Genomic DNA, 13,433 nt, shown 5'->3' on the forward strand with positions numbered 1-13,433 from the left:
CTCATGATTCGGCCTTTCCTGCCAGGTACCCGGCGCCAGGCCCCCCACACGAGTGCCCGGCGACCGTGTCCCAGTGGGCGGTGCGGTCGCACCAGCGGTTCAGGAGGGTCCGGTCGTGGCCCACGGCCAGCAGGCCCGCGCCTGTCGAGGTGCGGTAGGCCTCGACGACCCCGACCAGTGCGGCCGTGGTCGACGCGTCCAGCATGGCCGTCATCTCGTCGCAGATCAGCCAGCGGGGGCGCAGGACCAGCGCGCGGGCGAGGCAGGCACGCTGGAGCTGGCCGTCGCTGACCTCGTGGGGGCGGCGGGTGAGCAGGTCGGGAGTCAGGCCGACGGTTTCGGCGAGTTCGGCCACCCGGTCGGGGACGGACGAGCGGCGGCCCGTGGCGCGCAGGGGTTCCGCGATCAGGTCGGTGAGGCGCAGGCGGGGGTCGGCGGCGAGGCGGGGCTGCTGGAAGACGACGCCGACGGCGGTGCGCAGTTCGCGCGGGGCACGGTGGCGCCAGCGGTGTACGGGGGTGCCGTCGAGGACGACTTCCCCGGCGTCCGGGCGGTGCAGCAGGGCGGCGACCCTCGCCAGGGTGGACTTGCCGCAGCCGCTGGGGCCGAGCAGGCCGACGGACTCGCCGGGGGAGACCCTGAGGGTCGCGTTCCGTACGACGGGGGCGCGGCGGTCGTAGCCCGCGCTGATGGCGCGCAGTTCAAGCACGGATGTCCTCCGGGGCGGGTGCCGGGGCCGGGTGGTGGCAGGCGATCGACCCGGTGAAGGGCGGGAGGGCCGTGCAGGTGTCCGTGGCGCGGTCGCAGCGGGCGGCGAAGGCGCAGCCGCCGGGGAGGTCGCCGAGTTCGGGGGGCATGCCGGGGATCGGGGTGAAGGCCCGCTCGGGGAGGGCGTCCAGGAGGCCCCGGCTGTAGGGGTGGCGGGGTCCGGGGGCGCCGAAGAAGGCGGTCGCGTCGATGAGTTCGACGATGCGGCCCGCGTACATGACCGCCACCCGGTCGGCGATGCGTTCCGCCGCCGCCAGGTCGTGGGTGATCATCAGCAGGGCCCGGTCGCCGTCGGCGTCGACGTGGCGGCGCAGTTCGTCGGCGGTGCGCTCCACGAGGTCGCGGTCCAGTCCTGTGGTGGGTTCGTCGGCCAGCAGCAGGGGTGCGTCACCGATCAGGGCGAGGGCGGTGGCGGCGCGCTGGGCGAGGCCGCCGGAGAGTTCGTGGGGGTACCGGTCGAGGTGGTCCGGCGGGAACTCGGCACGCTTGGCCGCCTGTTCGGCGGCGGCACGCAGGGCCGCGCGGCCCCGGACGCCGGTGAGCTGGGCGACCGTCTCCTCCATCTGGGAGCGGATGGTGCGTACGGGGGTGAGGTGGGCGGCGGGACTCTGCGGGATGAGGCCGATCCTGCGGCCCCGTACCGTGCGGGCGAGGGTGCGTTCGTCGGCGGTGAGCAGGTCCAGTTCGCCGAGCAGCGCGCCGCCGGCGGTCTGGGCGTTGGCGGGGAGCAGGCCGAGGAGGGCGGAGGCGAGGACGGACTTGCCGCAGCCGCTCTCGCCGATCAGGGCGAGGCATTCGCCGGGCGCCACGTCGAAGTGGGCGTCGGTGACGGCGGCGATCCGACGGCCGCCCGGCAGCAGGAAGCGTACGGAGAGGCCGCGCACCGACAGCACGGGGGATCGCTCGGTCACAGCGTCAGCTCCGATCGGCGGCGGGGGTTGATCCGCTCCCGCCAGACACCGGCGAGGCCGGCGATGGCGAGCGTGGGGATGATCAGGAACAGGCCGGGGAAGAGGGTCGGCCACCACTGTCCGGCGAGCAGGGAGCCGCGGGCGCCCTGGATGAGGGTGCCGAGGCTGGCCGTGTGGGCGGGCAGGCCGAGTCCGAGGAAGGACAGGGCCGACTCGTGCCACATGGCGTGCGGCACCATCAGGACGGCGGCGAGGCCGGCCTGGGGCAGTACGCCGGGCAGCAGGTGCCGCACGACGACCCGCCACCGGGAGGCGCCACCGGAGACGGCCGCGTCGATGTAGGGACGGGAGCGCAGCGAGAGGACCTCGGCGCGGACGATACGGGCGGTGGACAGCCAGTGGGTGAGGCCGACGGAGATCACCACCGGCCAGACGCCCGGCCGGAACATGGCGACGATGAAGACGCCGAGCAGCAGGTGCGGTACGGAGGAGAAGGTGTCGACCAGGCGCATGACCGCGCGGTCGACCCAGCCGCCGAGCGCGCCGGCGGTGGCGCCGACGGCGGTGCCGATCACCGTGGCGGTGAAGGCGGCCACCAGACCCACCAGCAACGACACCCGCAGGCCGTAGACGCAGCGCAGCAGCAGGTCACGGCCCACGTCGTCGGTGCCGAAGGGGTGGGACCAAGAGGGCGGCAGGAGTTTGGCGGCGAGGTCGACGGCCTGCTGGTCGAGCTGGACCAGCGGCGGTACGAGGAGCACCGCGAGGGCCGTCACGGCGACCAGGGTCGCGGAGACGCGCAGGCGCAGGGTGTGGGTGGAGCGGCGGGCGGTGCCGTGCGCGCGCCACACCGTCTCCTTCACAGCGGTGGTGTCAGCCATGGGGGTCACATCTCATTCAGCTTCACCCTCGGGTCGATCAGCCCGTAGAGCAGGTCGGCGAGGAGGTTTCCGGCGAGAACGGCGGCGGTGGCGAGGGTGGTCAGCGCGGCCAGCAGCGGGAAGTCGACGGAGGTGGCCGCCTCCACGGTGGCCGCGGCGATGCCCGGCCAGCTGAACACGGTCTCCACCAGCAGGGCACCGGTGATGAGTTCGGGGACGCGGGAGCCGATCAGGGTGAGCACGGGCAGCAGTCCGGAGCGCAGGGCGTGGCCGAGCAGGACGGTGCGTTCGCTCAGACCGCGGGCCCTGGCGCCGCGCACGGGGTCCTCCGCGAGGGCGTCGCCGACGCCCTGACGGACGTAGAGCGTGAACCAGGGCAGCTGGGAGACGGCGAGGACACCGGCGGGCAGGATCAGGTGGCTGGTGACCTGGCCGAAGGTGACCCGGTCGCTGCCGGTGTCGGTGAGGCCGCCGGCCGGGAGGACGTCCAGGTCGAGGGCGAACAGCCAGACGGCGAGCAGGGCGATCCAGAAGACCGGGGCGGCCTCCAGGGTGTACGCGAGGGAGGTGACCGTACGGTCGAGGAGGGAGCCGGGGCGGCGGGCGGCGAGGACGCCGAGGACGGTGCCGAGCAGGACGGCGACGGCGAACGCGACGGCGCACAACAGGGCCGACCAGACGAGGCGTTCGCCGATCACCTCGGCCACGGGCTGGCGCATGACGGTGGACTGGCCGAAGTCGCCGCCGAGGGCGGAGGTCAGCCAGTCCCACCAGCGGGCGGTGAACGGCCGGTCCACGCCGAGGTTCTCCCGCAGCCGGTCCAGGGTCTCCTGGTCGGCGCCGAGCGCGGCGGTGCCGGCGTACGCCTTGACGGGGTCGAAGGGGGAGGCGGCGGCGACGGCGAACACGCCGAAGGTGACGACCAGCAGCACGGGCACGGCGAACAGGGCCCGCCGTGCCGTGAGCCGGGTCATCTCTCCCCAGGGGAGGGTGGTCATGCGTCGGGCTGCCATTCCTCGACGTTCCACCAGGGACCGCTGGCGAAGCCGTGCTCGTGGGGTTCGACCTGGGTGGTGAGGTCCTTCCAGCGGTCGGCGAGGACGTACATGTGGTCGATGTGGGTGAGGAAGGTGTAGCCGGGGTTCTTCACCAGTTCGCGCTGGAGGGTGTCGTAGGCGGCCTTGCGGTCCTCGGGGTCCTGACTGCGGCGGCCGGTGTCGAGGGCCTCGTCGACGGCCGGGTTGTCGTACAGGGCCATGTTGTTGAAGCCGTCGCCGGCGAGGGAGGAGTGCAGGAGCGTGTAGAGGCCGAAGTCGGGGTCGCCGGTGCTGCCGAAGCCTGCGAGGACGGCGTCGTGCTTCATCCGGGGCTCGATGACCTCCCAGGTGGCGCTCTCGACCCTGACGTCGATGCCGGCCTTCTTGGCGTCGGAGGCGTAGGCGAGGGCGTGGTCCTGGCGGACCTTGTCGCCGGAGGGGTAGTAGAGGGTGAAGCGGGCGGCGCGGCCGTCCTTGGCGCGGGTGCCGTCCTCGCCGGTCCTCCAGCCGGCCTCGTCGAGGATGTCCTTGGCCTCGTCGAGGTCCTGGGGGCGGTCGATGCCCTTGGCGTACCAGGGGTCGTCGAGGGGCAGCGGACCGTAGGCGGGGCGGCCGGCGCCGTCGAGGATCTTGTCGACCATGGCCTCGCGGTCCACGGCGAGGTCCAGGGCGAGGCGGATCGCGGTGTCGCCGGTGACCGGGTCGCCGGTGGGGAGGGTGACGGCACGGAAGTCGTACGACGTCGCCCGGTACGTCCTCCTGCCGTCGTCGTTCTTGAACGTGGCGGCGAGGTTGGGCGGGAGGGTCGCGCCGTCGAGGTCGCCGGAGCGCAGCCGGGTGGCGCGGACGTCGTCGTCGGCGATGATCGCCATGGTGAGCTTTTTCACCTTCGGGGTGCCGCCCCAGTAGTCCGGATTGGCCTCGAAGGTGAGCTTTTCACCCTTGCTCCAGCCGGTGAGGACGTACGGTCCGGTGCCGACCGGCTTCGTGTTGAAGGAACCGGTGTTGGGGTCCTGTCCGCCCGCGATGTGCTCGGGGACGATGGGCAGCACCGTGCGGGCGGCGAAGGCCGCGTAGGGGTAGTCGAGGGTGAAGACGACCTTGTCGTCGCCGTCGGCCCTGACCTCCTTGACGGCGTCCAGTTCGCTCTTGGCGGTGTTGTTGGTCCTGTCGTCCAGCACGGTTTCGTACGTGAAGACCACGTCGTCGGCGGTCAGCGGCTCGCCGTCGCTGAACTTCACGCCGTCGCGCAGGGTGTACGTGTAGGTGCGGCCGTCGTCAGTGACCTCGGGAAGGGCCTTCGCCAGCGCGGGCTTCAGTTCGAGGCCGGCGTCCCGGGCGAGGAGCCCGTCGAAGATCTTGGAGTTGCCGTCCTTGCCGTAGCCGAGCAGGGGGCTGAGGGTGTCCGGTTCGGAGGGGACCCCGATCACGACGGAGTCGGCGGACGCCCCGCCGTCCGCGGCACCGTCGCCCGGCGCCGAGCAGGCGGCGACCGCACCGGCCATCGCGACCGCGGCGGCGGCCCCTCGTATTCGTCGGGTCGTCATCGAGCCTCACTCCATGGTGCCATGTTGCCTGAAAATGGTTGTTGCATATTAATTGCAGGAAGACACTGCCCAGGACGGCGGTCCCCCACTCCCCCGCCCCCTGGGCAGGGCCGCTCGTGTCAAGTGCGCAGGTGTGCGCCGGGGTACGAGCCGCCGGGCGCCGTCCGCGCGCCCCCGGCGGCCGCTTGTCAGCGGGCCGGAACGGGCACTACTGTCGCCACGCCTTGGTGACGGGAAATCGGTGCGATACCGGTGCGGCCCTCGCCACTGTGATCGGGAAGTCCGGCTCCAGTCCTCGCGGACGGCCACTGGGTCCTTCGGGGCCCGGGAAGGCGGAGCACGGGCGGTGGTACCCGTCAGCCAGGAGACCGGCCAAGGCGCGTCAACCATCCACGAGGTGCTGGAGAGGGTCTGCTGAGCCATGCACATTGCCGAGGGTTTTCTTCCTCCGGCGCACGCGGTCGCCTGGGGCGTCGCGTCGGCGCCGTTCGTCGTCCACGGAGCCCGGTCGCTCATCCGTGAAGTCAGGGAACATCCCGAGAGCACACTGCTGATGGGCGCGTCGGGAGCGTTCACGTTCGTCCTGTCCGCGCTGAAACTGCCGTCGGTCACGGGGAGTTGCTCCCACCCCACCGGCACGGGGCTCGGCGCGATCCTGTTCCGGCCGCCGGTCATGGCGGTGCTGGGCACCATCACCCTGCTGTTCCAGGCGCTGCTGCTGGCCCACGGCGGGCTGACCACACTGGGCGCCAACGTCTTCTCGATGGCCGTCGTCGGGCCGTGGGCCGGGTACGGGATCTACAAGCTGCTGCGCCGCTACGACGTGCCGCTGATGGTGGCGGTGTTCTTCGGCGCGTTCGTCGCCGACCTGTCGACGTACTGCGTGACGAGCGTGCAGCTGGCGCTCGCCTTCCCCGACCCGGGCAGCGGGTTCCTGGGCGCGCTGGGCAAGTTCGGCTCCATCTTCGCCGTGACGCAGATCCCGCTCGCGGTGAGCGAGGGACTGCTGACGGTGCTGGTGATGCGCATGCTGGTGCAGTCGAGCAAGGGCGAGCTGACGCGGCTCGGGGTGCTGGTGACGTCGGCGGCCGGGCGCAAGCCGGCGGACTCGACGGAGGCGGTGGCCCGATGAGCCGTAACGCGAAGATCAACACGCTGTTGCTGGTGCTCGTGGCCGCGCTCGCCGTGATCCCGCTGGTGTTCGGGCTCGGCGACCACAAGGAGGAGCCGTTCGCGGGCGCGGACGCCGAGGCGGAGACCGCGATCACCGAGATCGACCCGGACTACGAGCCGTGGTTCTCGCCGCTGTACGAACCGCCGTCCGGCGAGATCGAGTCGGCTCTGTTCGCCCTCCAGGCGGCACTCGGCGCGGGCGTCCTCGCGTACTACTTCGGGGTGCGGCGCGGGCGACGGCAGGGGGAGGCGCGGGCGCTGGAACGGCTGCGGGCCGAGGTGGACGCGGAGACCGAAGCCGTTTCCGAACGACGACGGGTCTGACGGCACGTGCTGCCGATCGACGCGGCGGCGCACAGCAGCCGCTGGCGCCGCCGTCACCCCGTGGACAAGGCCGTGCTGGGGCTGGGGCTCACCGTGCTGGCGATCTCGCTGCCGCCCTGGCCGGGCGCTGCCCTGGTGCTGGTGACGGCGCTCGCGGTGCTGCTCGGTCCGGCGGGGGTGCCGGGCCGGCGGCTGTGGCGGGCCTACCGGGTGCCGCTGGGCTTCTGCGTCACCGGGGCGCTGACGCTGCTGGTGCAGGTGGGCGGGCCGGGCGGGTTCGTGTCCTGGGCCGGGGACGGGCCGCTGCGCGCCGGGGAGTTGATGCTGCGCACGTCGGCGGCCTCGCTGGGCGTGCTGCTGTTCGCCTTCACCACCCCGATGTCCGATCTGCTGCCGCGCCTGGTGCGGGCCGGCGTGCCGGCCCCGCTCGTGGACGTGGCGCTGGTGACGTACCGGATGAGCTTCCTGCTGCTGGACTCGGTGCGCCGCATCCGGGAGGCGCAGGCGGCCCGGCTCGGGCACACCACCCGCGCGGCGACCTGGCGGTCCCTCGGCGGGCTCGGCGCGACCGCGTTCGTCCGGTCCTTCGACCGGGCGGCGCGGCTGCAGACCGGGCTCGCCGGACGCGGCTACGACGGCACCCTGCGCGTGCTGGTGCCCGAGGCCCGTGTCTCCGTCCCCTTCACGGTCGCGAGCGTGGCACTCCTGGTGGCGCTGGCCGCCCTCACCCTCGTACTGGAAAGGTCCCTGTCGTGAGCGAGTCCGTCCTGGTGGCCCTGCGGGGCGCGTCGTTCGCGTACGAGGACGGCCCGCCCGTGCTCAGCGGTCTGGACTTCGAGGTGCGCGAGGGGCGCGCGCTGGCGCTGCTGGGGCGCAACGGCAGCGGGAAGACGACGCTGATGCGGCTGCTGAGCGGTGGACTGCGGCCGGGCGGAGGTGAGTTGATCGTCGAGGGGCGGGCGGTGCGGTATGACCGGAAAGGGCTGACGGCGCTGCGGACCACCGTGCAACTGGTGGTGCAGGACCCCGACGACCAGTTGTTCGCCGCGTCCGTCGGCCAGGACGTGTCGTTCGGGCCGCTGAACCTCGGCCTGCCCGACGCGGAGGTGCGCGCCCGGGTGGCGGAGGCGCTGGCCGCGCTGGACATCACCGCCCTCGCCGACCGTCCGACGCATCTGCTGTCCTACGGGCAGCGCAAGCGGACGGCGATCGCGGGCGCGGTCGCCATGCGGCCCCGCGTGCTGATCCTGGACGAGCCGACGGCGGGCCTGGACCCCGACGGCCAGGAACGCCTGCTCGCCACCCTCGACGGGCTGCGCGCGGGCGGCACGACGGTCGTCATGGCGACCCACGACGTGGACCTGGCCCTGCGCTGGGCCGACGACGCGGCCCTGCTCACCCCGTCCGGCGTCCACACCGGCCCGGCGGCCGAGATGCTGGCCCGCACGGACCTCCTCGCGGGGGCGGGGCTGCGGCTGCCGTGGGGGGTGGCGGTCGGGCGACTGCTCCGGGCCCAGGGTCTGCTGACCGGTCCGGCCGCCGGCCCGCGTTCCCCGGAGGAACTGGCGGCCCTGGTGGCCACGTCCGTCACCGGCGGCGACACGCACGTCCCGTGAGGGGTGATCGGGCCGCCCCCCCACCGGCCCGATCACCCGGGCACGGGCGGCATCTCAGGTGCCCTCCGGGGGCTGGAGCGCCGCGTGCCGGGACCCCGGGCCGGCCATCGGCCGGCGCGGGTCCGCCGCGCGGGTGATGGCCGACTCGACGGCGGCGATGCGGTCGCCGAGGAGGGCCAGGGCGGCGACCGCGCGGGCCAGGGCGTCCTCGTCGGGGCCACCCGGGGCGAGGGTGCGGACGTGGGCGGACTTCACCTCGGCCCAGCGGGCCGACCGGGCGGGGGTGAGCGTGCCGCGCAGTTCGGCGAGCTTGAGGAGGTTCGCCTCGGCGCCGGTGGTGAGGGTCTGGGCCTCGGCCGTGTAGTGGTCGTCGACGACGGCGGCCAGCTCGGCGGCGTCCATGACGGGCTGGATCCGCTGGGCGATCTTGTTCATGTTGCGGTAGGAGCCCTGGAGGCGGAACGGCGGCTCGGTGCGGGCGTCGTCGGACTGGGCGGCGGAGGCGATGTAGGCCGCGTTGACGGCGAGGACGGTGCGGCGGGCGGTGAGCAGGTGGCGCAACACCGCCAGGACGCGCTCCAGTTCGGTGGGGGCGTAGGGGTGGGTGAGGCGGTCGGCGCGGGCGGTGGGGTCGTTCTCGGCGAGGCGGATCAGGAGGGCCAGGTCGGCGCGGTCGCGGGCCGCGAGCGGGGCGAGCACCGGGTTGGCGGTGAGCGCGTTCTCCACGAAGCTGAGCGCGAAGACGTCCTCCTTGCCCGTGAGGACGTCGCCGAGGTTCCACACGTCGGCGCGGTTGGCCAGCATGTCCGGGACCCGGAAGGCCTCGCCGGACTCGGTGTAGGGGTTGCCGGCCATGCAGACGGCGAACCGCTTCCCGCGCAGGTCGTAGGTGCGCGGCTCGCCCTCCCACACGCCCTCCATCCGGCGTGTGGCGTCGCACAACGGGATGAACTTCTGCAGCAGTTCCGGCGAGGTGTGCTGGATGTCGTCGAGGTACAGGAGGGTGTTGTTGCCGGCGGCCAGCGCGAAGTTGATCTTCTCGATCTCCTGGCGGGCGGTGGCGTTCGGTGCCTCGGCCGGGTCGAGCGAGGTGACCGCGTGGCCGAGCGCGGGGCCGCTGATCCTCACCAGCACCAGGCCGAGGCGGTCGGCGACGTACTCCATGAGGGTCGTCTTGCCGTAGCCGGGCGGGGAGACGAGCAGCAGCAGACCGCCGGTGCCGGTGCGGCCGGACTCGCCCGTGGTGCCGAGCTGTTTGGCGAGGCTGTCGCCGACCAGCGGGAGGTAGACCTCGTCGACCAGGCGGTTGCGGACGAACGACGACATCACGCGCGGCCGGTGGTCGTCCAGGCGCAGCCGGGTGCGCTCGGCGGTCACCAGGGCGGTGCGGCGGCGCTGGAAGGCACGGAAGGCGGGTACGTCACGCTCCCTGAACTCCTCGGTGCGGGCGAGGAATTCGTCCAGGCGGAGGGTGAGGCGGCGGTCGGTGATCCGGGGGTGGGTGCCGAGCAGGCCGTCCACGGTGACGGTCAGGGGTGCGTCCGAGGTGTGGCGGGGCGTGTCCGGGCAGAGTTCGGCGGCCACGGCCTCGGCGAGGTCGCCGGGGGTCAGCTGCTCGCCGGTGGTCGCGGCGTACGCGGTCAGCCAGGCCTCGACCAGCTGGCGGCGGGCGGTGAGATCGGCGAGGGCGGGGAGGTCGTCGTCATAGGCCTCGGTCGCGACCTCGCGGCGGAACGTGTCGAGGAGCGTGCGGGTGCGGGAGCTGATGACGAAGCCCTCGGGCCCTGTGGTCAGTTCGTCGAAGAGGTACGCGGCGCAGGCCTCCGGGCGGACGGGGACGGCGTCGTCCCGGTTCCGTACGGCCCCGGCGAGTTCCGTCCGTAGCGCGTCGAGGGCGGGTGGCGGGCCGAAGGCGTCGCGGACCCGGGCCAGGGAGCGGGCGCGGCGGGTGAGGTCGGTGCGCTCCTGGGCCGTGGTGCCGTGCGCCCAGTACAGCAGGGTGTGGGCCCGGGCGGCGGGCTCGTGGCGCAGCAGGCCCGCGCCGTCGTACAGGGGCAGGACGGCGGTGAGGATCGCGGTGGCGTCGTGGTCGTGGACGCCCCGCTCGTACCCCTCGTCGTACGCCTCCTCGGCGGCCCGGCGGACCAGGGCGGCGAGGTCGCCGGCGCCGGTCAGGGCGTCCGGCCCGTGCTCGTGCAGCAGACGGGCGGCGAGGTGTTCGGCGCGGTAGACCCCGGGCGACTCGGAGGGCAGGTGCCGGTTCCACAGCGGGCGGTCGGCGAGGAGGGCGGGGTCGGTGACGGGGACGCGGTAGTCGGTGCCGGTGAGGGCGAGCGCGAGACCGTCGCCGTGCGGGACGACGGTGAGGTCGAGGGGCTGGGTGGAGACGGCGAACCGGTGGCCGCCCAGGCGGATGGCGCGTCCGCCGTCCGCGTAGAGGTCGGTGCGGTCGCGCAGGGCGCGGGCGGCCTCCTGCCGGGCGGAGCGCAGTCGGCCGTCGAGTTCCTCGGCCCGGACGCGGTCGCCCAGTTCGCGCAGCTCGTCGGCGGTGCGGCGGACCTTGGTGACGAGCGGGTCGGAGGCGAAGTAGGTGCTCACCGCGTCGGCGTCGGGGAGCGCGGCGGAGCGCCGGGTGACCGTCTCCAGTATGCGCTCGGCGGCGGACGCGAGCTGTTCGGTGCGGCGGGCACGGGCGTCGGAGAGGCTCTGCTTGCGGGCGGAGAACGCCTCGTAGAGTTCGGCGCGCCGGTCGGCGAGCTCGCCGAGGACGTCGTCGAACTCGGCGAAACGCGATTCCAGGGTCTCCAACTGAGCGAGTACTCGCGTCAGTTGTTCGTCACAGGTCTCCGGGGTGTCCGCCGCCGCGAGGGCGCCGGTGACCGTCTGGCCGAGCAGGGCGAGTTCGGCGGCGAAACCGGCGCGCACCTCACGGTCGAGGAGGGACCGGCGGCGGGCGTCGAGGGTGGCGCGGGCGCGGTTGACGCCGCCCATCGCCTCGGCGACCCGCTCCAGGACGGCCGTGCGGACGGTGGCGTCGGTGATGTCGAGCCCGGCGACCACCTCGGTCACCGTGCCCAGCCCGTCGGCGAGTTCGTCCAGGCGGCCGGCGACCGGGGCGGCCTCGGCGGTGGTGGTGACCGACTCGGCTTCGGCGACCAGGCGTTCGACGTCCGCGTGATGGGCGGCGAAGGCGTCCTCACGGGCCAGGAAGGCGATCGCGCGCTGCCCGAAGGAGGCGAGGTCGGTCTCGGCGTCGGCGGCCAGTGCGTCGATGCGGGCGTGGTCCGCGTACCGCATGTCCTTCAGGGTCAGCAGATGGCCCTGGGCGTGGCGGAGTCCGGTCAGTCCGGTGACCCAGGCGGCGGCCTCGCGGGGCTGCTCGCCGCGCAGCCGGCGCACCACCGAGGCGATCCGGTCCGCCGCCTCGTCGAGCGCGACGGCGGCCCGGCGCGTGAGGTCGCGTACGGTCTCGAACTCGGCCAGCACCTGGTCGGAGGTGGCGCGCATCTGCTCCAACGGCGTGCGCAGATCGCCCAGTTCGCCGTCGCCCAGCCAGTGGTGGGTGTCCAGGACGCGCACACAGGCGGCCACCAGGGCCGTGTACACCTCGGTGGTGGGGGTGGTCTCGGCGACGGAGCGGGCCAGGGACAGGCAGTCGGAGATGCCGCGTACGAGGTCGGCGTTGCCGACCCGGGCCAGCGGGCCCTCGCCGACGGGCCGGCCGGCGGCGTGGGTGTCGGAGACGTAGGGCGAGTGCCACAGCTGCACGGGATGGACGCGGGCGGGTTCGTCGCCGTCGGGGCGCAGCACGGCGAGGAGTCCGTCGTCGAACAGCGCCCAGCCGTGGCAGGCCATCGGGGTGGCGACCGCCTCACGGATGAGGTTGTACGACAGCAGCAGCGCGCGTCCGCGTCCGGGCGCGTGGAAGACGTACAGCACGTCCTCGCCGTGCGGCGAGCGCACCTCGTGGGCGAACTCCATGCCGTCCGTGTCGAGTTCGTACGTCTTGTGGGGGCCGGCGGCGAGGCAGTAGCCGCCGGGGAAGACGATGCCCTGGTCGTCGGGGAGCCGGCGGGGGCCCTGTCCGATGCCGTCGAGGCGGACGACGGACCGGGTGAGGGTGTTGAAGACCAGGTGGCGGTGCGCGGTCTCCTTGTAGGGGAGGATCCGCAGCAGGATCAGGGGGCCGACGCGGGCGTGGGCGATCTCGGCGTCGGCGAGGGACTGCAGGGGCTCGTCGACCGGTTCGCTGTGGATGCCGTCCGGGGTGGCGGTGTCGTTCTCGGTCTTGACGGTGAGGGTGCCGCCGAGGGTGTCGACGAAGACCTCGCCCCGGACGGAGACGTGCGGGTGACGGCCGAGGACGTGGTCCTCGCGGGTGGTGGGCGTCCAGTCGATGTCGGCGGGCGGGACGAGGGCGTGGTCGCGGTCGCCGCGCGCGTCCAGGAAGACCGCCGACCGGCCGTCGTCCGGGATCGTCCAGCGCAGGACGCGGATGTCACCGGCCTTCTCACCGGTCTGGAACACGGCGAGCAGCCTGCCGTCGAGGCGGCGCAGCCGCAGCAGGCGCGCCTGGCGGTAGTAGCGGTGCAGGGCGGCGAACTCGCGGACGAAATCGGGGTCGTCGAGGAGTCCGGGGACGGCGTCGTCGGGGAGGCGGTTCAGGTCGCGGTCGTGCGGGGCGAGGACGTCGCCGACCGTGGCGTCGGCCTCCGGACGGGGCCGGGTGTCGTAGCCGAAGAGCAGGACGTCGCCGACGGCGACGATGTCGCGGGGCACGGCGGTGCGGTCGGTACGCAGCCGCTCGGTGCCGGTGAGGCGCAGTTCGGGGGCGCCGAACTCCTCGGCGCGGCGGTGGTTCAGCGCCTCGGCGCGGCGGGCGAGTTCTCCGGCCCGGTCGGCGAGGCGGTCGCGCAGCACCTGGTAGGCGCCGCCGTCGACCGCCGGGGGAGCCGCGGTGCGGCGGTCGTCCCCGTCGGGGGTCTCGTTCCGGGGCGGGGCGGTGGGCTCGTGGGTGCCGGTGGTCATGGCTGCCTCTCGAAAGGTGCGGTCGGGGGCCCCCCGCCCCCGGGGGGGGGCGCCCCCCCCGGGGGGGGGGGGGCCCGGGGGGGGCCGGTGGGAGTGGCCCGCGGTGGGTGCGAGAGGCCCCCCACACCCGCGTTGTCGATCACTTACC

Annotated in this window: 10 protein-coding genes and 1 riboswitch; of the genes, 4 read left to right on the plus strand and 6 right to left on the minus strand. The window is 73.8% G+C overall.

Going from position 1 to position 13,433, the window contains the following annotated elements; genetic code table 11:
* Position 1: 1 nt before the first annotated feature.
* From ACH4VX_RS19015 to ACH4VX_RS19035, 5 genes are read right to left on the minus strand one after another with little or no spacing between them, the layout of a single operon-like run.
* Positions 2-709: an ABC transporter ATP-binding protein gene (locus ACH4VX_RS19015; RefSeq protein ID WP_398368548.1), complete on the minus strand. Its 708-nt coding sequence runs from the start codon at positions 707-709 to the stop codon at positions 2-4.
* A complete protein-coding gene (locus tag ACH4VX_RS19020) occupies positions 702-1,679 on the minus strand; it encodes an ABC transporter ATP-binding protein (protein ID WP_398368549.1) in 978 nt (325 codons plus the stop codon). Before ACH4VX_RS19020 ends, ACH4VX_RS19015 begins: the two co-directional genes overlap by 8 nt.
* Positions 1,676-2,560, minus strand: a complete 885-nt coding sequence (locus ACH4VX_RS19025; protein ID WP_398368550.1) for an ABC transporter permease — start codon at positions 2,558-2,560, stop codon at positions 1,676-1,678. The genes ACH4VX_RS19020 and ACH4VX_RS19025 overlap by 4 nt, the downstream gene beginning before the upstream one ends.
* A gap of 5 nt (positions 2,561-2,565) precedes the next feature.
* Positions 2,566-3,534: an ABC transporter permease gene (locus ACH4VX_RS19030; RefSeq protein ID WP_398368643.1), complete on the minus strand. Its 969-nt coding sequence runs from the start codon at positions 3,532-3,534 to the stop codon at positions 2,566-2,568.
* Positions 3,535-3,554: 20 nt separating this feature from the next.
* On the minus strand, positions 3,555-5,144 hold the full coding sequence (locus ACH4VX_RS19035) for an ABC transporter substrate-binding protein (RefSeq protein WP_398368551.1): 1,590 nt from the start codon (positions 5,142-5,144) through the stop codon (positions 3,555-3,557).
* Between the two features lie 208 nt (positions 5,145-5,352).
* A riboswitch (cobalamin riboswitch) is annotated at positions 5,353-5,536 on the plus strand.
* 29 nt (positions 5,537-5,565) lie between these two features.
* Between ACH4VX_RS19035 and ACH4VX_RS19040 the strand changes: the two genes are divergently transcribed.
* From ACH4VX_RS19040 to ACH4VX_RS19055, 4 genes are read left to right on the plus strand one after another with little or no spacing between them, the layout of a single operon-like run.
* Positions 5,566-6,276, plus strand: a complete 711-nt coding sequence (locus tag ACH4VX_RS19040) for an energy-coupling factor ABC transporter permease (RefSeq protein WP_398368552.1) — start codon at positions 5,566-5,568, stop codon at positions 6,274-6,276.
* The gene (locus tag ACH4VX_RS19045; protein WP_398368553.1) at positions 6,273-6,641 is read left to right on the plus strand and encodes an energy-coupling factor ABC transporter substrate-binding protein; all 369 of its coding nucleotides are present in this window, start codon (positions 6,273-6,275) and stop codon (positions 6,639-6,641) included. Before ACH4VX_RS19040 ends, ACH4VX_RS19045 begins: the two co-directional genes overlap by 4 nt.
* Before the next feature lie 6 nt (positions 6,642-6,647).
* Positions 6,648-7,397 (plus strand): cobalt ECF transporter T component CbiQ, encoded by a 750-nt coding sequence (cbiQ, locus tag ACH4VX_RS19050; RefSeq protein WP_398368554.1) that lies wholly within the window; start codon positions 6,648-6,650, stop codon positions 7,395-7,397.
* Positions 7,394-8,257, plus strand: coding sequence for an energy-coupling factor ABC transporter ATP-binding protein (locus ACH4VX_RS19055; protein ID WP_398368555.1), 864 nt, complete (start codon positions 7,394-7,396; stop codon positions 8,255-8,257). Before cbiQ ends, ACH4VX_RS19055 begins: the two co-directional genes overlap by 4 nt.
* Before the next feature lie 54 nt (positions 8,258-8,311).
* On the opposite strand, the gene ACH4VX_RS19060 is transcribed toward ACH4VX_RS19055, so the two are convergent.
* Positions 8,312-13,285 carry a DNA repair ATPase gene (locus ACH4VX_RS19060; protein ID WP_398368556.1) on the minus strand — a complete coding sequence of 1,658 codons (4,974 nt, stop codon included), beginning with the start codon at positions 13,283-13,285 and terminating at the stop codon, positions 8,312-8,314.
* Between the last annotated feature and the right edge of the window lie 148 nt (positions 13,286-13,433).

Origin of the sequence: Streptomyces sp. NPDC020731, from assembly GCF_044334705.1 — a bacterium.
Lineage (GTDB): Bacteria > Actinomycetota > Actinomycetes > Streptomycetales > Streptomycetaceae > Streptomyces.

What these genes read in the sequence shown, in the direction of transcription:
- ACH4VX_RS19060 (WP_398368556.1), bottom strand. Translation starts at nt 13,285, where the DNA reads ATGACCACCGGCACCCACGAGCCCACCGCCCCGCCCCGGAACGAGACC.
- ACH4VX_RS19035 (WP_398368551.1), bottom strand. Translation starts at nt 5,144, where the DNA reads ATGACGACCCGACGAATACGAGGGGCCGCCGCCGCGGTCGCGATGGCC.
- ACH4VX_RS19045 (WP_398368553.1), top strand. Translation starts at nt 6,273, where the DNA reads ATGAGCCGTAACGCGAAGATCAACACGCTGTTGCTGGTGCTCGTGGCC.
- ACH4VX_RS19025 (WP_398368550.1), bottom strand. Translation starts at nt 2,560, where the DNA reads ATGGCTGACACCACCGCTGTGAAGGAGACGGTGTGGCGCGCGCACGGC.
- ACH4VX_RS19040 (WP_398368552.1), top strand. Translation starts at nt 5,566, where the DNA reads ATGCACATTGCCGAGGGTTTTCTTCCTCCGGCGCACGCGGTCGCCTGG.
- ACH4VX_RS19030 (WP_398368643.1), bottom strand. Translation starts at nt 3,534, where the DNA reads ATGACCCGGCTCACGGCACGGCGGGCCCTGTTCGCCGTGCCCGTGCTG.